Here is a 20,559-nt window from a genome sequence, read left to right as displayed (position 1 = left end):
TCCGGCGCACCCGTCCCGGAGGCGTCAGTCGGTGCGCCCGGCGGGGGCCGGCAGAATCGTCCGCGGCTGCCCCGGCGGGGTGGCGCGGCGACGCCACTCACGCGGGTAGCCGACGCTCACCTCTTCGAACCGGACGCCGTCGTACCAGGTGGTACGGGGGATGTGCAGATGGCCGTAGACGGCGACCCGGGTGTCGTAGCGCAGGTGCCAGTCGGCGGTCAGGTCGGTGCCGCACCACTGGGCGAACTCCGGGTAGTGCAGGATCCGGGTCGGCTCGCGGACCAGCGGGTAGTGGTTGACCAGGACGGTGGGCAGGCCGTCGCGCTCCGCGTCGAGCCGCCGCTCGGTCTGGATCACCCGCGCCCGGCACCAGGCGTCCCGGCTCGGGTACGGGTCGGGATGCAGCAGGATCTCGTCGGTGCAGACGACGCCGGTCTCGTGCGCCAGCGCCAACGCCTGCTCCTTGGTGTACGTCCCCGGGGGCCGCCACGTGTAGTCGTACCCGACGAAGAGCGGGGCGATCAGGACGGGGTCGCCCTCGGCGTCCCACACCGGGTAGGGATCCTCCGGGGTCACCACGCCGAGGCGGCGACACAGCTCGACGAGGTGCCGGTAGCGGACCTCGCCGCGCAACTGGACGGCGTCGTCCCGAGGGGTCCACAACTCGTGGTTGCCCGGCGACCAGATCACCTTGGCGAACCGGTCGCTGAGCAGTCCGAGCGCCCACTCGACATCGGCGGCGAACTCACCGACGTCACCGGCGACGATGAGCCAGTCGCCGTCGTTGCCGGGGCGCAGCGCCTCGACGATCGCGCGGTTCTCCGCGTACACGACGTGAAGGTCGCTGATCGCGAGGAGCCGGCCGCCATGGGATCCGGTCACCGGGCACCTCCCGTGTCTCCGGGCACCCGCGCACCCCACACCGCCGCTCGTCCCGCGCGCGGACGCGAGGACGCGGGAACGACAACCTGTCAGCTCGGACCCTACGGAGAGAGGCAGGTGGCGGCACACCCCTAGCCATGACCGGCGCACCCCTAGCTCGATCTTGCACCGGGCTCGGGCGCGGCCTGGTCGTCACCATCCCGTCATTTCGTGGCGCGAGGACGGCACCCGCTAATTGCGTCATCGAGCAGAGTGCGGCACGGCATGGGCTGGACCAGCCTTGCCGCAATAGAATATTTTCCCCAAATCAATACCACATACCGAGACTCCACTGGCAGCTATCGGCATTTACGCTTATCTTGTCCCCCGCGATTTCCAGTCAAGTGCTTGACCGCTCAACTTGTTGATGGTAGCTTTGTCGCTGATCAACATATGTCAATTCACAAGGAGTCCCCGTGAAATTGAAATCCATTGTTGTTTCTCTATCTGCAGCAGGCTTGCTGGCGACCGCCCCCGCCGCATCAGCGGCGGCCGCGCCGACGGATGAGGCATGGCCGCCCGGGAACTGCCCGCAAGGCAAGTTCTGCGTCTGGCCCCACTGGGCCCACCCGGAACCCGCCCCCGTGGAGACTCCGTCTCTTGCGACCGCCACCGAGTGGTCCGGCAACGCCCCGGCGTTGACCTACTACAACTACACGACCCACAACGTCGACATGAAGTGGTCCTACACGTGGCCCGACGGGTCATCGAGCTCCAGCACGACCTGCGTTCCCGCCGGCGGCAACATCTTCTACATGCCGGTGACAGTGACGAAGGTGAGTTGGCACCAGGGCTCCTGCTAACTCGGCGGGCCAGGGCCTCGCCCGGCAAAGTCGTGCGGATCTTCGAGGTCGAGATGGGTGGGTGGAGCCTCCGTCCACGTATCGACCACCGACTACGGACTACCCGGGTACGGGACAGGACCTCCGCAAGGCAAGACCAACGGCGCAACAGAGCGACCGAAGCGCGATGACCGCCACACCGGCGGCATTCACCCACCCGACTTCGAGCTGCGCAAATCTACGCAGCGCTGGACACTCCGCGACCATGCCAAGGCCCTGGATAGAAACGGCGCGGTCATTCTCAGGTCACCCCGAGGGTGATGGCGAGTTGGATGATTGTGGCCGGGGCGTGGGGGTCGCGGGCTACCTGGGCAAGCACTTCCCGGGCGGCGGGGCGGTGGCGTATCTCGGCCGGTGCCGTGCGATCGGCGACGATGAGGAGGCGGCCGGCGTTGGCGGGGTCGTCGGTCTGGAGGTAGGCGCGGGCGGCGTCGAGCAGGTGAGCGGCGCGGTGTTCGGCGGGTAGCCACCGCCAGGCGTCCCGCTTGATGGTTTTCTCGTGCCAGGCGACGGCCTCGCCCGCGTTGCCCAGTTCGAGGGCTGCGGCGACCCGGGCCAGGTCTGCCGCTGTGGGCCCGAAGGCGGTCCGATGGTGGTCGTGGCCGTCTCCTACCCGGGCGGCCATGTCGGCGGCCTCGTCGATCAACTCGGCGGTGGCGCGGTCGTCGCCGTGTCGGGCCGCCGCCAGGGCGGCCTGGATAAGCAGCGTCCCGCACAGCGACAGCTCCTGCGGCGTGCCGTCGTCGGGATCGGGTGGGGCGATCCGGTACGCGGCGGCCAGCATCGCCGACTTCGCCGCCCGCGTCCGCCCCGATGCGCGGAGCACCTGGCCGAGCTGCACCGCTGCGGCAGCTACCAGCACTCGATCACCGGTGGCGGCAGCCATGGCCCGGTCGACGGCCAACCAGGCCAGGTCGGCCTCACCGAGCTTCACGAGCAACGCTGTCGCCACCCGGTACGCCTCCACCAGCGGCACACGCCCCGCAGCAGGATCCTCGGCGTGTGTGCGCTGCGCGTCGGTCAGCAGTTGCGGCAGCAGGTCGATCGCCTGCGGGTACCGGGCATGCTGATAGGTGATCCACGCGTGCGCGACCTCCCTGGTCAGCTGGTCGGCCGGCAGGGCGGGGCGGCGGGCCGCTTGCCGACCGAGCGCGATCTCGTACGTCGACAGCGCCGCCCGGATCCGCTCGACCCCCTCGGTCCGCTCGGTCAGGGCTGCGGGTCGCGCGTCCCGGCCCAGCAATATCGCGGTGTCGATGCGCAGCACAGTGGCGATGTCCCGGAGGGTGGACACCTTGTCGAGGGACCGCACACCGCGCTCGACCTTGTCCACCCAGCTCTTGGACTTGCCGAGCCGGTCGGCGAACACCTGCTGCGACAGCTTCCGCCGCCCCCGCCAGTACGCCACCCGCCGACCGATCGGCAGCCTGTCACTGTCCACGACGCCACCGCCGGTCCGGCACCGCCCGGGTCGTCTCGTCCACCGGTATCCGATCCGCCTCGGCCTGGGCGAGAAGCCGTTGCTTCGCGGTCTCATGCTCCGCCGCCTCCGCCTGCTCGCTCCGGCTCGGCGCTGGATCGCGCTGCGTACCGCCCACCTGCAACCCCTTCGGTAAGGGACGCGGCGGTGGGCTCAGGGAAGGACCGCCACCGCCGCGCCGGCTCAGGGGCGCGGCGACAGTCGTACCAGTACAGATTCAGGCAACCGCGCCCGTGATCAGGACGCTACGGACAGCACATGCGGCCACTGGAACACTTACGCACCACTACCGGCCGACTACTGCACGTTCATGCTCATCCGCTCGCAGAGGCCCCGCAGCTCCGCCGAGGTCGCACCCCCGCGCAGCAGCGACCGCACCGTCTCCCGGGCCGACGTCGACGACCGGGCATGCTGCGGGCCGACCCGTTCCGCAGCGAGCAGCATCCGTACCGCGTCCCGGTCCCGACCGACAGCCTCAGCGGCCCGGCCCATGTCGAGCCAGAAGTACACCTGCCGCACCGCCGGCAGCCCCGCCAACTCCACACCTGCGGCCGTCTGCATCGCCGCCTCCGGGCGACCCGTGTCGAGCTGAAAAGCCATCCGCCACAGCGCCACGTTCCGTGGACCCCAGGCAAGATCCCAGCTCTCCGTCTCCCCCGTATGCGCGGCGATCCGCGCCGCCTCGGCAAGATGCTCCTCGGCGCTCACCCCGTCACGCAGGCCGGCAAGATGATGTGCCCGCGCCAGATGCAGGAAGCCGAGCACATCCAGAGCGCCGTCCGCCCCGCTGCCCGCGAGGTCGGCACCCGCCGCGTCACACAACGCCCGTGCCGGCCCGTACGCCCCCGAGTAGGCAGACACCCGGGCCCGGTTCGCCGCCGCCACCCCGGCAACCACCGGATCGTCGAGCAGCCCGGCCGCCTCCGCACAGCGCTCCGCCGCGAGCCACGCATGAGCCGGATAGCTGACGCTGAGCAGGGAACCCATCGCCACGCCGTACGCCGGCACCATCTCCGCCAACGCCGCACGCCGGTCAGTCAGACTGTGCAACGCCGGCACCAGGTCGACGAGTCGGCGCAGGGCACCCGCATAGTCACACCGCCCGTACAGAACGCGCACGAGCCCGGCCTCCCGGCGCACCTGCTCGACGGTGGCCGGCACCTCACGCCGGGCCGCCATCGGCGTGTCCATCATGACCCGCCACACCCGCTCCGCGTCGATCCGAGCAGCGTCGAGCTGCCGATCAGCAGGCGTGTACGGCTGCCCGGTCAGATCGACTACCGAACACTCAAGAGCAGCAGCCAGATCCACGACCATGTACCGGTCGGTACGCTGCTGACCACGCTCGATACGCAACCACGACGTGTGGGAGATACCGGCACGACTGGCGGCATGCCGGATGCTCCAACCACGCAGCTCACGACGGGCCCGGATGCGCTCACCGATCGACGGATCAGCAGGTATGGGGCGACGAGACATCAGCGGCGCTCCCAGGTAGAGGACCGGTTGGCTTCCCTGTCGGCCTCTACCCGACATGTTGCCACATCGGACGGTACACCCACACTCCCTCACGGTAGGTGCCGATACACATGCAGGTCCCCCGGCCGGATCCCGGGAATGGTCAGGGTCATCATCGGGGCCTCCTTCGTCGCGATGCCACCAACCATGACGCCTTGATGTCGCCGGCCGCGACGACGTAAGACGCGACATCCCAGCCACATCACCGGCGACATTCAGGCGACATGCCGCTATCGTGACGGGCATGACCATCCCGAACACCGCCCTGCGCGCCGTCCGTGCTGGGATGCGCATGAGCCAGGACGACTTCGCCCGCGCGCTCCAAGCCGCCGGCCACCGTGCCGGCGAGCCCAACGACGCCAACAAGAGACTCGTCCAGCGATGGGAGTCCGGTGCGATCGCCGCGCCGCGGCCCGTCTACGCCCGTGCGCTCGAAATCGTCACTGGCCTACCCATCTCGTTGCTGGGCTTCGCCTCGATGCCAGACGGTCACGTCGCCGACGACCAGCACGGCGGCCACGACCTGGCATCTCCCATGTCCAGCCTGGCCACGCCGACGCCAACACCAACGCCCAGGCCAACTGCGGGTCACCGGTCGCACGAGGGCGTATGGCTCAGCCGCTACCAATACCATTCCAGCGGTCGGGAGAAGTCCTTCGCCGGGCAGCACTTCGTGGTCGTGCTTCAGCACGGCGACCGGCTGACCGCGCGCAGCCTGCCCGGCTCGGCGGCATCGTCGCTGTCGCTGGATCTCACCGTGGACGGTGCCGTCGTCACTGGCACCTGGGTGGAGCAGACCGACCCCGCCGGCTACTACCGAGGTGCCCGATACCACGGCGCAATCCAGCTTCTGGCCGAGCCCACCGGTCGACGGCTGGCCGGAAAGTGGGTTGGCTTCGGCAAGGACATGGACGTCAACACCGGCCCGTGGGAACTGATTTTCCGGGATGCTTCCACGTCCAAGGCGACGCTCGATCGGTACAACACGTCGGCCGAGTAGCCGCGTGCCTTGCTCAGGCGAGGCACCCCGTCGGGCACGCGTAGACGAAGGTCTACGCGCTAAACTCCACCGCCTCGTCGCCAGCCAGATCCTGGCCGAAACCGAACCCGGCCTTTCACTCGCCTCGCCATCGCAGTCCGCGCAGTCCCACGAGCAAGACTTCTGACGTACGGTCGAACCACAAAGGTCATACGCTCCTGGATTACCTTTTGACGCCTGACCCTTGCCAGCCGGACACCCACGGCGCGTACGACAGGAACGACGATGACTGCGACCGAGACTGAGATCATCGCGGGGGTGCAGCAGCACTACCGCGACGATGTTCCGCGGCTGTCGCGACGACCTACGAGAGACGTACCACTCTGGAATCGAGGACCACGTCGGCGCACGCGGCCTGGTCCTCAGCTGAGTGCCCTCGTGGAGCGCCGCCTATCTCGCGCGATCCTGGCACAGCTTTGCATTGACGGGCAGACCGTGCTTGACGCCCACGTCGTCCGGCTCTCGCCCTACGGGTATGGGCACGTAGATACCCAGGGCCATGACGCGTTCCACCCACCGCCGCCGGGCCGGCGGCGTGTGCTACCCGAGGCCGGCCGATGCAACGACCCGTGAGGTGCCCGCACGCTCACAGGTCGGCTATCGCGGGTGAAGAGGGGATGCGGCGTGGGTGTGGTCGAGACGGCACTGTTACGCACGGCAGGCTCGGTGGTGACGCCGGCGGTGAAACGGTGGCTGGGACGCCGCCGTGAGCAACGGGAACGTGATACTTCCCTGATCGAGCTGATCGGCTCGGGAATCACCGACGACCTCGGAGTGCGCCGGGCCGGCCGGCGGTTGGACGACATCATCGACACCGTCTACGAACGGCTTCAGCCGTTGGCCCGCCGCCGCGATCAGGCGCTGCCCGACAACGAGGTCGCTGCTGCCCTGGACGCGGTGGCCGACACGTTGCGGGCCGCGGACCTGTCCGATGCGGCGGTGTTCACCGATGACGTCGACCCGGCGCTGATGGCTACCCGGCTGCGCCGGCAGCTGCCTGACGTTCCCGACCGGGCCGGGCTGAGCGAGGCAGCCGCCCACCTGTACGGCAGGGTCCTCGACGAATGCTGCACCTGCCTGACCCAGCTGGTCGTCCAGCTCGGCCCGTTCCAAGCCCGCGCCACCGTGCAAGCCCTGGAACGGTTGACCACGGTTGCCGACAGCCTCGCCCAGGTCCTGGCACGGCTACCGGTTACCAGCCTGGACGCCCCTACCGGCACCAGCCACGACACCCAGTTCCGCACCCGGTACCTGGCCCATCTGCTCACTGTGCTGGACCATCTGGAACTGTTCGGCATCGACGTGCACCGCTACCGGCTACGGACTTCGCTGAGCATCGCCTACATCAGCCTGGCCGTCACCGGGGCCAACACCCGCAGCCTGCGCCGTGGCGGCTCCCGCTGGGACCCCGGCCTGCTGCGTGCCGACGGCACCGGTGACAGCGCCTCGGTCCGGGCCGAGCAGGCCCTCGGCGACGCCGCCCGGGTCCTGCTACGCGGCGATGCCGGCTCCGGCAAGACCACTCTGATGCAGTGGATCGCGGTCACCGCAGCCCGGCATGGGTTCACCGGAGAGCTCGACAGCTGGAATGGGCGCACCCCGTTCTTGATCCGGCTACGTGACCACGTCGGCCAGCCCTTGCCACCCCCGGAACGGTTCCTCGACCTGATCGCCGCCACGGTTGCCGGGCTGATGCCTCCCGGCTGGGTGCACCGCCAACTGGCCGCGGGTGCGATCCTGTGCGTCGACGGCGTCGACGAGGTGCCCGGAGCCCAACGGCGAGCAGTCCGGGACTGGCTACGCGGCCTGCTGTCCGCCTACCCCGACCTACGGGTCGTGGTCACCTCCCGGCCCGCCGCCGCATCCGCCAGTTGGCTGAACTCCGAAGGTTTCACCTCGGTGTTCCTGGAACGGATGGGACCGGCCGACGTCAAGGCCCTGATCCGCCACTGGCACGAAGCCGTCCGCCGCGCCGGGGACCTGCCCTGCGAACCCCACCTGTTGCCCGGCTACGAACAACGACTGCTCGCCCAACTCGATGGCAACGCCCACCTGCAGAACCTGGCCGGTAGCCCGCTGCTGTGCGCGATGCTGTGCGCGCTGAACCTCGACCGCGACAGCAATCTGCCTCGAAACCGGATGGACATCTACCAGGCCGCCATCGACATGCTGCTCCACCGCCGCGACTCTCAACGCGGCGTCTTCACCGACCTGCCCGAGCTCACCAGCCGTGACCAGGCCCAACTCCTGCAGGAAGTCGCCTGGTGGCTGACCCAGAACAGCCGCACCGAACTCACCCGCGCCGAAGCCGAGCAGCGCTTCGCCCACCGGCTGGCCGGGATCCGGCGCATCACCGCACCCACCACCGCCGTGCTCGACCACATGATCCACCGCAGCGGCATCCTGCGCGAACCGATACCCGACCGCATCGACTTCGTCCACCGCACCTTCCAGGAATACCTGGCTGCCCGCGAAGCCGCCGACCAAGGACACACCGGTGCGCTACTCGAACACGCTCACCTCGACACCTGGCGCGAAACCATCATTCTGGCCACCGGCCACGCCAACGCACCCATCCGCACCCAACTGCTGACCGGCCTGCTCGCCCGCGCCGACGAGCAACCGAAGAAGGCCCGCAGACTGCGGCTGCTCGCCGCGGCCTGCCTGGAAACCGCACCCGCAGTCGAGCCAGAAATCCTCACCCAGATCCGCTCACACCTACACAACCTGCTGCCTCGGTCCATAGCGGAAGCCCGATCCCTGGCCGCCGTCGGGGAGCCACTACTCGCCGAACTACCCGCAGACCTCAGCAGCCTGAGCGAGGCGCAGGCCGCAGCCATCGTCCGAACCGTCGCCCTGGTCAACGGACCCGCAGCCTTGGCCGGCCTCGCCCGCTACGCCCCCGACCCCCGCCCTCGCGTCCAACGGCAACTCATCACCGCCTGGGAATACTTCGACCCCCACGACTATGCCGAAAAGGTCCTCGCTGACGCACCGCTCATCGACGGCGAAGCAACAATCCGCAGCGCAAAACTCCTGCCAGCGCTGCCCCGGCTCCGTCACCTCACCAGCACCACATTCATGTCCTCTGAGAATCTGGATCTCGAACTGCTTGCGGATGTGCCCCACCTGACCCGGATACACATTCACTCAAGTTTCACCGGAAGCATCGAACACCTCGCGAAGCACACCGACCTGAGATTCGTATGGCTTATCGCGGGTGACAAACGACTGGACCTGGCCGCCTTCGCCGCTCTGCCCAACCTCAAGCAACTGTACCTTGGCGCAGCCGCGGTCAATCAAGATTTGAGGACCTTGGCTGGTTTCAACAAACTAACCGCCCTCAGTGTGCCGGGAACACCACTCACCCGAGAGTTCTTCACAAGCCTTCCGGCGTTGACAGAACTGCATATTTCTCCGCCGTCCTCGTGGGACGTTGACGCCCTTGTCCCGCTATCCCGCCTAACTGAACTACATTTGGCGGCGGCCGCAGAGCCTGCCGGCGGCCTAGATCAACTCGTGGTCCAGCTCAGCCAGTTTAATGTCACCCACCTGACTCTCTGGGGGTGTCGATGGGTGACAGATATTCAATTACTTATGCAACTTCCTTCCCTCACCAGCTTAAACATCGAAGGCACATCAGTAACCGATTTAACCCCACTGTCGGGCCTCACCCGTTTGTGGTCATTGGACATCGGTAACACCGAGCAGGTTCTCGACCTCACGCCGCTCGGCGACCTATCGGAACTAAAGCACCTGTGGATAGCGAATTCGGCACCCGGGATCGATCTGACGCCGCTGCGCGGGAAACGCACCATCGTGCATCTGTCAAGAAACGTCAAGCTGGATGACACGGCCAGGCCCGACGGTGTACGGATCAAGCGCTTCTGAACTGCCGGAGGTGCTCGGCATGCTGGGGGCGGTCGATCTCGCCAAGTTGGTCAACACCGGCCAGGTCCGCCCCGTTGACGTCATCGAGGCAGCCTTGGCGCGGATCGCCGCCGCCGACGTCGGGCTGCGGGCCTTCCACGAGACCTGGCCCGAGCAAACCCGGCGTGCCGCCTGCGAACTGGAACGCACCCTCGCCGCAGGTCGGCTGCCGCTGACCGGCGTACCGCTGGGCGTCAAGGCGGGCGAGGGTGTCGACTCCCCACAGGTTCGCCGGCTGGTCGCCGCCGGTCGCAGTTGAGCGCAGTCGCCGCGACACTGTCGTGCTGTCGGATCGCTGACGACCGGCGTCCCGGAAAATTCTCTCAAAGAGATCCGGGAGTCGGTGTCGGATCGGGGCGGTGGTGTTCGTAGCAGGGGTGGGGCCGCCCACAAGGGGCGGTGCCAGGGCAAAGGAACCGCGATCATGAAGCTGACGACCATGACTCAGGTAACCATCGATGGAGTTATGCAGGGAAACGGCGCCGCGTCGGATGACCGCAGGAACGGATTCGAGCGCGGCGGATGGGCCCGGGGGAAGGGCGACGACGAGACCAGGACCTTCATCACGCAGACCTTCCAGCGCGCAGAGGCGTTCCTGTTCGGCCGGCGCACCTACGAGCTGTTCGCCGGCTCCTGGGGATCAATCAACCAGATGCGCGCACATGCCATCGGCGTGGCCTTGAACGAGGCCCCCAAGTACGTTGCCTCGACCACGCTCACCGCCCCGCGCTGGGAGGACACGACCGTTCTCCGCGGTGACCTCGCGGCGGCCATCAGTGAGCTGAAGGCCAAGCCCGGGGGCGAGCTGCAGGTGCACGGCAGCGGCGCCCTGACCCGGTGGCTGCTGGAGAACGATCTGGTCGACGAGATGACTCTGATCGTGATCCCGGTGATCCTCGGACAGGGCGCAAGACTGTTCCCGGAGACCGGCCCGGATCTTGCGCTCGACCTGGTCGAGTCGCGAGTCGACTCGAAGGGCGTGACGATCCAGGTCTACCGGCCGGCCGGGCGCCCGCAGTACGTAACGGCCTGAAGTCCCTGACCACCGAACCCCGCTGTCTTGACAGCACAGGAGATGATCTTCGATGCAGTATCTGGTTTCCGTGATCGATGACAAGAGCAATCCCGGCAGCACGGACAGGCAGCCTGCCATCAGCGCGTTCAACGAACGACTGATCGCCGAGGGCTACTGGGTTTTCGCGGGCGGACTCGCGGACACCGACGCGGCCACGGTCATCGACAACCGGGGCGAGCAGGCGGTGTTCAGCGACGGGCCCTTCGTGGAGTCGAAGGAGTACCTCGTCGGCGTCTGGGTGTGGGAGGCCCCCGATCTGGATGTGGCGCTCAAGCTCGCTACCGAGGCGTCGAAGGTCTGCGATCGGAAGATCGAGGTGCGGCCGTTCCAGTGATCGACGTCGAGGAGGCAATCACCCGGGCCCACCACGACGAGTGGGCCCGGGTGGTCGCCGCCCTGACCAGGCGCTTCGGTGACCTCGACATCGCCGAGGAGGCAGCGGCCGAGGCGTTCACGACCGCCGTCGAGCGGTGGCCGGCCGACGGCGTGCCCGCCAACCCCGGCGCGTGGCTGACCACCACCGCCAACCGCAAGGCCATCGACCGGATCCGGCGCGAGAACAAACGCAACGACAAGCACAAGGAGGCTCAGGTGGTATACGACAACACCCCACCCGAGCCTCTCGGCGCCATCGACGACGACCGGCTCCGGCTGATCTTCACCTGCTGTCACCCGGCGCTGGCGATGGAGACCCGCGTGGCGCTGACGCTGCGCATGGTCGGCGGTCTGACCCTGCCCGAGATCGCCCGTGCCTTCCTGGTAACCGAGAGTGCCATGGGGCAGCGGATCACCCGCGCGAAGGCCAAGATCAAAGCGGCGCGCATCCCCTATCGCGTGCCGGCCGCCGAGGACCTCCCAGCCCGCGTCTCCAGCGTGCTCACCGTCCTGTTCCTCGTGTTCAACGAGGGCTACCTGGCGACCGGCCCCGACACCGATCCGGTACGTCACGACCTGACCGCCGAGGCGATCCGGCTCACCCGCCTGATCCGTGCCCTCCTGCCGGACGACGGTGAGGTGGCCGGGCTGCTGGCGCTGATGCTCCTCACCGAGGCCCGCCGCACCGCTCGGGTTTCGGCGAGCGGCGAGCTGATCGCCCTCGGCGGGCAGGACCGTGGGGCCTGGGACGCGGCGCTGGTCGCCGAGGGTCACCGGCTGGTGCGCGAGCGCCTCGCCGCTGCCGCCGCCGGGGTGGCTCCGGGTCGCTACCAGATCCTCGCAGCGATCAACGCCGTGCACACCTCCGCCCGCGACGTACGCGACACCGACTGGTCACAGGTCCTCGCCCTCTACGACCAGCTCGTCCGCCTCGACCCCTCCCCGGTCATCGTCCTCAACCGGGCCATCGCGGTCGCCGAGCTCGACGGCCCGGAGGTGGCACTGGTGGCCGTCGACCGTCTCCAGGACGAGCTGGCTGGCTATTACGCCTACCATGCGACCCGCGCCGACCTGCTGCGCCGGCTGGGCCGCGGCCATCAGTCGCGCGCGGCCTACGACAAGGCCATCAAGCTGGCGGGCAACACCGCCGAGACCGCCTACCTGACCCGCCGACGCGACCAACTGCGGTAGCGCCCACGGATCCCGATCGAAACCCCGCGCGCCGGTCAGGACTTGCCGAACTCCCGTTGGATGATGTCGAAGATGTCGTCCTCCGTGGCGGCGGCCAGGTCGTCGGCTGTCTCCTCGGCCGGGGCGTCCGGCGTCGCCGGCCCGCCGTCGCCCCGCCAGCGGGCGAGCAGCCCCTCCAGCCTGCGGGTGATCTCCGCGTCGGCGCGTCGGTCGTCGGGGACGGTACGCAGGAGCTGGTCGAGCCGGTCGATCTCGGCGACGACCGGGGTGGCCGCCCCGTGCGGCACCAGCTCGACGCGTAGGTGCTCGGCGAGCGCCGCCGGGGTCGGGTGGTCGAAGACGAGGGTGCTGGGCAGCGCGAGGCCGGTGGAGGCGGTGAGCCGGTTGCGCAGCTCCACGGCGGTGAGCGAGTCGAAGCCCAGGTCCAGGAAGCCCCGGCCGGCCCGGATCGCGGTCGGGGTGCGGTGGCCCAGCACCGTGGCCGCGGTGCCGCGTACCAGATCGAGCAGGATGCGCTCCCGCTCGGTCCCGCCGGCGGCGGCCAGCCGGCCCCGCAGCACCTGCGGAGCGCCCGCGTCCGACGGCGGCGGCTCCGGCCGGTCGGCCGGCCTCGCCTCGGGAATGCCGCCGAGCAGGGGGCTGGGCCGCAGGGCGGTGAACGAGGCGGCGAAGCGGTCCCACGTCACATCCGCGACCACCACCGACACGTCGTCCCGGTCCAGGGCACCCTGCAACGCCGCGACCGCCGACTCCGGGGCCATCGCCGGCAGACCCCGACGGCCGAGCTGCTCCTGCTGGTCGCCGTGGGCCATCCCGGCGCCGGCCCACGGACCCCAGGCCACGGCGGTGCCGACGGCACCCCGGGCCCGCCTGCGGGCCACCAGGCCGTCGAGGAAGGCGTTGGCCGCCGCGTAGCCGGCCTGACCGGCCGAACCCCACACCCCCGCGATGGACGAGAAGACCACGAACGCGTCCAGCCCGTCGTCGGGCAGCAACTCGTCCAGGTTCACCGCGCCGTTGACCTTGGCCCGCAGAACCTGGGCCAGCTCGTCGGCGGTCATCTCGGCCAGCGGGGTGGACTGCGCAGCCCCGGCGGCGTGCACCACGGCCCGGACCGGTTCGCCCTGGGCCGCCAGTCCGTCGAGCAGCCCGGCCAGCGCCGCCCGGTCCGCCACGTCGCAGGCCGCCACCGTCACCCGCGCCCCGGCGGCCCGCAGCCCGTCGGCGAGCTCCACCGCACCGGCGGCCCGCTCACCCCGCCGGCTTGTCAACACCACGTGCCCGGCGCCCGCGCCGACCGCCCACCGCGCCACCCGTGACCCGAGAGCACCGGTGCCGCCGGTGACCAGCACCGTCCCCGACAACCGGAACTCCCGCCGCGCCGCGCCGCCGGACGCCCGCACCAGCCGTCGGACGAACACGCCCGACGATCGCACCGCCACCTGATCCTCCACCCCGGCGGCGAGCACGCCACACAGCCGCCGGGCCGCCCGCGAATCCACCACCTCCGGCAGATCCACCAGGCCACCCCACCGGCCCGGCGCCTCCAGCGCCGCCACCCGACCCAGGCCCCAGGTCGCCGCGGCGACGGCGTCCACGGGGACGTCGGAAGCGCCCACCGACACCGCGCCCCGGGTCAGCCACCACACCCTGCCGCCCACGCCGCAGTCGCCCAGCGCCTGCACGGCAGCCAGGGCCGCGCCGACGCCCGCGCCGGACAGGGAGAGCAGCGACACCACCCCGGCGGCCTCGCCGACGTCGCGCAGCGCCCTCGCCACCTGCTCGCGGTCGTCCGCCGGGCCGTCGAGCACCACCTGCCGGGCCTTCGCCCCGGCCACCATCAGACCGTCGGTCACGGCCCCGAGCACCGCGTCGTCGATGCCGCCGTACGGCACCAGCACCAGCCAGGTCCCGGTCAGCTCCGCCGGGGCGTCGGGTGCCGCCTGCCAATCGATCCGGTAGCGCCAGGAGTCGACGGTGGACCGCTGCTGTCCCGCCTGCCGCCAGGAGGCGAGCTTCGGCAGAATCGTGCGCAGCGGCTCATCCGCCGCCAGGCGGAACTCCTCCCCCAACCCGGCCAGGTCGTCACGCTCCACCGCCGCCCAGAACCGCTCATCGGTCTCGGAACCGGCGGTCGCGGTCGCGCCGGCGGCCACCGGCGGGGCGTCGTGCAGCCAGTACGGCCGGTGTTGGAAGGCGTAGCTGGGCAGGTCCACGACGCGGGGCCGACCACCCCCCTGGGTGAACCATGCCGCCCAGTCGACCGGCGTGCCCGTCACGTGCAACCGGGCCAACCCGGCGACCACGGCGGCGGCCTCCGGCTGGTCCCGACGCAACACCGCCACCTGCTGCACCGACCGGTCCGCCGGGGTCTCGGTGGCCATCGCCGTGAGCGTCGCATCCGGCCCCAGCTCCACGAACGTCGTCACGCCCAACCCATGCAGCGTGACGACAGAATCGCCGAAGCGCACCGCCTCCCGCACATGCCGCACCCAGTACTCCGGGCTGGTCAGGTCGGCCGCCTCGGCAACCCGGCCGGTCAGGTTCGACACGATCGGCAGCCGGGGGGCCTGCCACTCCAACCCTTCGAGAACCGCCCGGAACTCGGCCAGCATCGGCTCCATCAACCGCGAGTGGAACGCATGACTCACCGACAGACGTTTCGCCCGCCAACCCCGGCCGGCACACTCCCGCGCGACCCGGTCCAGGTCGGCCACCGCACCCGACAGCACCACCGAAGCCGGCCCGTTCACCGCCGCCACATCCACGGCCTCGCCGGCCAACTCCCGCACCAAATCCTCGGCCGCACCCACCGCCAACATCCCGCCACCCGACGGCAACGCCTGCATCAACGCACCACGCGCCGCCACCAACACGCACGCATCCTCCAACGACAACACCCCGGCCACGTGAGCCGCCGTCACCTCACCGATCGAATGCCCCACCAGGTAGTCGGCCGTCACCCCCCACGAGGCCAGCAACTCATACAACGCCACCTCCACCGCGAACAACCCCGCCTGCGTATACGCCGTCTCATTCAACAACCCCGCAAAATCGGTGCCCGGCTCGGCGAACACCACCTCCCGCAACGGCCGATCCAACCGACCCGCGAACAGGGCGCATACCCGATCGAACGAATCCGCGAACACCGGGAACGTTTCGTACAACTCCCGACCCATCCCCGCCCGCTGCGCGCCCTGCCCCGAAAACAGCAGCGCCCGCCGGCCCGCGGCGACCTCGCCAGTGATCAAGCCGGGGGTGGTCGCCTCCTCGGCCAGCGCGGTCAGCGCTTCCCGCAGTTCGTCGTCGGTCGCGCCCAGCACAACGGCGCGGTGCTCCAACGCGGCCCGCGAGGTCGCCAGGGACCAGCCCACGTCGACCGGCGACACCTCGGCGTGCCCCCGGACGAACCCGGCCAGCCGCCCCGCCTGACCCGACAGCGCCTTCGCCGACCGCCCCGACACCAACCACGGCACCACCGGCAACTCCACCGCACCCGAGGACTCCACCGCCCCGGCAGCCCCCACCGCCCCGGCAGCCTCGGCCTCGGCCGGTTCCGCCTGCTCCACGATCACGTGGGCATTCGTCCCCGAAATCCCAAACGACGACACGGCACCCCGTCGCGGGCGGTCAACCGTCGGCCAGGGCCGCGACTCCGTCACCAAACTGACCGCACCCGAAGCCCAATCCACCTTCGACGACGGCTCATCCACATGCAACGTCGCCGGCACCACCCCATACCGCATCGCCAACACCATCTTGATCACACCAGCCACACCCGCCGCCGCCTGCGTGTGGCCGATGTTCGACTTGATCGAGCCGAGCAGCAGGGGCCGATCCTCCGGTCGCTCCCGCCCGTACGTGGCCAGCAGCGCCTGCGCCTCGATCGGGTCACCCAACGTCGTACCCGTGCCGTGCGCCTCCACCACGTCCACGTCGGCCGGCGACAACCGGGCCGACGCGAGCGCCTGCCGGATCACCCGCTGCTGCGACGGACCATTCGGCGCGGTCAGCCCGTTCGACGCACCGTCCTGATTGACGGCCGAACCCCGCAGCACCGCCAGAACCCGACGGCCCTCCCGACGCGCGTCCGACAACCGCTGCACCAGCAACACCCCGACACCCTCACCCCAACCGGTCCCGTCCGCCGACTCCGCGAACGACCGACACCGCCCATCGGCGGAAAGGCCACCCTGCTTGGCGAACTCGACGAAGGTGGCTGGGGACGCCATGACCGTCACGCCGCCGGCCAGGGCCCAGTCGCACTCCCCCGACCGCAGCGACTGCGCCGCCAGGTGCAACGCCACCAGCGACGACGAACACGCCGTGTCCACGGTCACCGCCGGCCCCTCGAACCCGAACGAGTACGACACCCGCCCCGACAGCACGCTGGTCGCGGTGCCGGTCAGCAGGTGACCGCCGACCTCCTGGTCGCGGCCCATCGCGGTCGAGGCGTACCCCTGGAAGCTGGCACCCGCGAAGACCCCGACCCGCCCGCCCTTCAGCCGCGACGGGTCCACGCCCGCCGACTCGATGGCCGCCCAGGATGCCTCGAGGAGCAGCCGCTGCTGCGGGTCCATGGCGAGAGCTTCCCGCGGCGAGATCCCGAAGAACTCCGCGTCGAAGCCGCCCGCGTCGTAGACGAAGCCGCCCTGCCGGGGGAACGAGGCGTCGGAGAGTCGGCCATCGAGGAAACTGTCCCAGCCCCGGTCGAGGGGGAAGTCGGAGATGCCGTCGCGGCCGGTGGCGAGCATGTCCCACAGTTCGTCGGCGGTGTCGACGCCACCGGGCAGGCGGCACGCGAGGCCGACGATGACGATCGGGTCGTCGTCGACCGCCGTGGCCTGCTCGATCGCGGGCGCTCCGGCCGACACGCCGAGCAGTTCGGCGCCGAGGTGGGCCACCAGGGCCAGCGGGGTCGGGTGGTCGAAGACGAGGGTGGTGGGCAGCGCGAGGCCGGTGGAGGCGGTGAGCCGGTTGCGCAGCTCCACGGCGGTGAGCGAGTCGAAGCCCTGGCGCTGGAACGCCCGGTCGGCCGGGACGGCGTCGGGCGTCGAGTGACCGAGCACCGCGGCCACCTGGGCGCGTACGAGGTCGAGCAGGTGGGCTTCCCGGTCGGCCGGTGACATGCCGGCGAGCCGGCGGCCGAGCTGCCCCCGCTCTGCGCCGTCGGCGGGATCGCCTACGGCGTCGGCCGGCGCGGGCCTGGCCTCGGGAATGTCGCCGAGCAGGGGGCTGGGCCGCAGGGCGGTGAACGAGGCGGCGAAGCGGTCCCACGTCACATCCGCGACCACCACCGACACGTCGTCCCGGTCCAGGGCACCCTGCAACGCCGCGACGGCCAACTCCGGGGCCATCGCCGGCAGACCCCGACGGGCCAGTTGCTCCTGCGCCTCGCCCTGGACGGCCATTCCCGCCCCGGCCCACGGGCCCCAGGCCACGGCGGTGCCGACGGCACCCCGGGCTCGCCGGCCCGCGACGAGCGCGTCCACGAAGGCGTTCGCCGCCGCGTAGCCGGCCTGACCGGCCGAACCCCACACCCCCGCGATGGACGAGAAGACCACGAACGCGTCCAGCCCGTCGTCGGGCAGCAACTCGTCCAGGTGAACCGCGCCGTCGACCTTCGCGCGGAGCACGTCGCGCAGCTCCTCGGGCGTGACGTCGGCCAGCGGGGTGAACTGGGGGGCCCCGGCGGCGTGCACGACGGCCCGGACCGGGTCGCCCTGTCCCGCGAGGTCGCCCAGGAGCGCCGCCAGCGCGTCCCGGTCGGCCACGTCGCAGGCCGCCACGGTCACCCGTGCTCCCGCGCCACGCAGCCGCTCCGCCAGTTCCGCCACACCGGCGGCCCGCTCGCCCTGCCGGCTCGTCAGCACCACGTGCCCGGCACCGGCGCTGACCGCCCACTGCGCCACCCGGGAGCCCAACGCCCCCGTCCCGCCGGTGACCAGCACCGTCCCGGACGGCCGGAACTCCCGCCGGGCCGCCTCACCACCGGCCCGCGCCAGCCGCCGGACGAACACCCCCGACGACCGCACTGCCACCTGGTCCTCGGTTCCGGCCGCCAGCACCTGACAGACCCGCCGGACCGCCCGCGCATCCACGACCGGGGGCAGGTCCACCAGGCCACCCCACCGGCCCGGCGCCTCCAGCGCCGCCACCCGACCCACGCCCCACACCGCCGCCGCGGCCGGCTCCCCGGGCGCGTCCGACCTGCCCACCGACACCGCGCCCCGGGTCAGCCACCACACCCTGCCCCCCACGCCGCAGTCGCCCAGCGCCTGCACCATGGCCAGCGCCTCGCCCACCCCCATTCCGGGCAGCGACACCACCCCGGCGATCTCGCCCGGCCGGGGCATCGCGGCGCGCAGCCGCTCGGCCACCTCGGCGCGGCTCATCGCCGCCGGGTCGAGGCGCACCGTCACGACCTCCACGCCCTGCGCGGCCAGGCCCTCGGCGATGGGGTGGTCGGGCTGCGTCGAGGGCGTCAGGACCAGCCAGGTCCCGGTCAGCCCCGCCGACGGTACGCTCGGAGCGGGCCGCCACTCGACGCGGTAGCGCCAGGAGTCGACGGTGGACCGCTGCTGTCCCGCCTGCCGCCAGGAGGCGAGCTTCGGCAGAATCGTGCGCAGCGGCTCATCCGCCGCCAGGCGGAACTCCTCCCCCAACCCGGCCAGGTCGTCACGCTCCACCGCCGCCCAGAACCGCTCATCGGTCTCGGAGCCGGCGGTCGCGGTCGCGCCGGCGGCCGTCGTGGGCTCCGGCCAGTACCACCTGCCCTGGAAGGCGTAGGTGGGCAGGTCGACCGTGCGGGGCCGCTGACCGGTGTGGGTGAAGAACCATCCCGCCCAGTCGACCGGGGTGCCCGTCACGTACAGCCGGGCGAGGGCCGCCACCACGGCGGTCGTCTCCGACTCGTTCCGCCGCAACACTGGCACGTGCTGCACGGGCCGATCGGCGGGAGCCTCGGCGGCCATCGCCGTAAGCGTCGCGTCCGGACCGACCTCCACGAACGTAGCCACCCCCAACCCGTGCAAGGTGGCGACGGCGTCGGCGAACCGCACCGCCTCCCGCACGTGCCGCACCCAGTACTCCGGGCCGGCGATCTCAGCCGCCTCCGCGACCTTGCCCGTCAGGTTCGACACGATCGGCAGCCTCGGGGCACCCCACTCCAGACCGGCCAGGACCGCCCGGAACTCCGCCAGCATCGGCTCCATCAACCGCGAGTGGAACGCGTGACTGACCGACAGGCGCTTCGCCCGCCAACCCCGGCCGGCACACTCACCAGCAATCCGGTCCAGGTCGGCAACCGGGCCGGACAGCACCACCGAAGCCGGCCCGTTCACCGCCGCCACATCCACGCCGTCCCCGGCCAGCCTGCGGACCTCGTCCTCGGCCGCACCCACCGCCAACATCCCGCCACCGGACGGCAACGCCTGCATCAACGAACCCCGCGCCGCCACCAACACGCACGCATCCTTCAGCGACAACACCCCCGCCACGTGAGCCGCCGTCACCTCACCGATCGAATGCCCCACCAGGTAATCAGCGGTCACCCCCCACGACGACAGCAACTCGTACAGCGCCACCTCCACCGCGAACAAGCCCGCCTGCGTGAACACCGTCTGATCCAGCAGACCCGCGAGTTCGGTGCCCGGCTCGGCGAACACCACCTCCCGCAACGGATGGTCAAGCCGGCCCTCGAACAGGGCACACACCCGGTCGAACGCGTCCTCGTACACCGGGAACCGGTCATACAACTCCCGGCCCATCCCCGCCCGCTGCGCACCCTGACCTGTGAACAGGATCGCCCGGCGACCCGGCGACGGCTGGCCGGTGACGACCCCGGCAGCCGGGGCTCCGCCGACCAGCGCGGCCAGGCCCTCCAGCAGTTCCTCGCCGGTCGCGCCCAGCACGACCGCCCGGTGCTCCAGAGCCGCCCGCGAGGTGGCCAGGGACCAGCCCACATCGACCGGCGACACCTCGACATGCCCCCGGGCGAACTCCGCCAGCCGCCCCGCCTGAGCGGCCAACGCCTCCACCGACCGCCCCGACACCAACCACGGCACCACCGGCAGCCCCACCGGTGCAGACGCCTCCGCCTCCACCGGCTCCGCCTGCTCCACGATCACATGCGCATTCGTCCCCGAAATCCCAAACGACGACACCGCCGCCCGACGCGGCCGATCCA

Annotated in this window: 12 protein-coding genes; 7 read left to right on the top strand and 5 right to left on the bottom strand. The window is 70.7% G+C overall.

The genetic code is table 11. The features are described from left to right. Positions 1–24 precede the first annotated feature (24 nt). Positions 25–882, bottom strand: a complete 858-nt coding sequence (locus SNR22_RS21420; RefSeq protein ID WP_320068415.1) for a metallophosphoesterase — start codon at positions 880–882, stop codon at positions 25–27. A 623-nt stretch (positions 883–1,505) separates the two neighbouring features. On the opposite strand from SNR22_RS21420, the gene SNR22_RS21415 reads away from it, so the two are divergent. Further along, positions 1,506–1,724 (top strand): hypothetical protein, encoded by a 219-nt coding sequence (locus SNR22_RS21415; protein WP_320068414.1) that lies wholly within the window; start codon positions 1,506–1,508, stop codon positions 1,722–1,724. 280 nt (positions 1,725–2,004) lie between these two features. On the opposite strand, the gene SNR22_RS21410 is transcribed toward SNR22_RS21415, so the two are convergent. From SNR22_RS21410 to SNR22_RS21400, 3 genes are all read right to left on the bottom strand, one after another. Continuing rightward, positions 2,005–3,204, bottom strand: a complete 1,200-nt coding sequence (locus SNR22_RS21410) for a helix-turn-helix domain-containing protein (RefSeq protein WP_320068413.1) — start codon at positions 3,202–3,204, stop codon at positions 2,005–2,007. Next, positions 3,194–3,361, bottom strand: coding sequence for a hypothetical protein (locus SNR22_RS21405; protein WP_320068412.1), 168 nt, complete (start codon positions 3,359–3,361; stop codon positions 3,194–3,196). The genes SNR22_RS21410 and SNR22_RS21405 overlap by 11 nt, the downstream gene beginning before the upstream one ends. Before the next feature lie 179 nt (positions 3,362–3,540). Continuing rightward, on the bottom strand, positions 3,541–4,689 hold the full coding sequence (locus SNR22_RS21400) for a helix-turn-helix transcriptional regulator (protein ID WP_320068449.1): 1,149 nt from the start codon (positions 4,687–4,689) through the stop codon (positions 3,541–3,543). Between the two features lie 307 nt (positions 4,690–4,996). Between SNR22_RS21400 and SNR22_RS21395 the strand changes: the two genes are divergently transcribed. From SNR22_RS21395 to SNR22_RS21370, 6 genes are all read left to right on the top strand, one after another. Continuing rightward, entirely contained in the window at positions 4,997–5,761 is a 765-nt protein-coding gene (locus tag SNR22_RS21395) for an XRE family transcriptional regulator (RefSeq protein WP_320068411.1), read from the top strand. A gap of 663 nt (positions 5,762–6,424) precedes the next feature. Further along, positions 6,425–9,691 carry an NACHT domain-containing protein gene (locus tag SNR22_RS21390; RefSeq protein WP_320068410.1) on the top strand — a complete coding sequence of 1,089 codons (3,267 nt, stop codon included), beginning with the start codon at positions 6,425–6,427 and terminating at the stop codon, positions 9,689–9,691. 19 nt (positions 9,692–9,710) lie between these two features. Continuing rightward, the gene (locus SNR22_RS21385; protein WP_320068409.1) at positions 9,711–9,989 is read left to right on the top strand and encodes a hypothetical protein; all 279 of its coding nucleotides are present in this window, start codon (positions 9,711–9,713) and stop codon (positions 9,987–9,989) included. 165 nt (positions 9,990–10,154) lie between these two features. Beyond that, positions 10,155–10,763, top strand: a complete 609-nt coding sequence (locus SNR22_RS21380; RefSeq protein WP_320068408.1) for a dihydrofolate reductase family protein — start codon at positions 10,155–10,157, stop codon at positions 10,761–10,763. Positions 10,764–10,815: 52 nt separating this feature from the next. Continuing rightward, positions 10,816–11,139 carry a YciI family protein gene (locus tag SNR22_RS21375; protein WP_320068407.1) on the top strand — a complete coding sequence of 108 codons (324 nt, stop codon included), beginning with the start codon at positions 10,816–10,818 and terminating at the stop codon, positions 11,137–11,139. Next, the gene (locus SNR22_RS21370; RefSeq protein WP_320068406.1) at positions 11,136–12,371 is read left to right on the top strand and encodes an RNA polymerase sigma factor; all 1,236 of its coding nucleotides are present in this window, start codon (positions 11,136–11,138) and stop codon (positions 12,369–12,371) included. Before SNR22_RS21375 ends, SNR22_RS21370 begins: the two co-directional genes overlap by 4 nt. A 35-nt stretch (positions 12,372–12,406) precedes the next feature. Here the strand turns inward: SNR22_RS21370 and SNR22_RS21365 are convergent. Further along, positions 12,407–20,559 (bottom strand): type I polyketide synthase (locus SNR22_RS21365; protein WP_413775677.1); only part of this gene is annotated, 8,153 nt, incomplete at its 5' end.

This window comes from Micromonospora sp. RTGN7 (assembly GCF_033804645.1).
Taxonomy (GTDB): domain Bacteria; phylum Actinomycetota; class Actinomycetes; order Mycobacteriales; family Micromonosporaceae; genus Micromonospora.
This window is presented reverse-complemented; position numbering and strand designations above follow the sequence as displayed.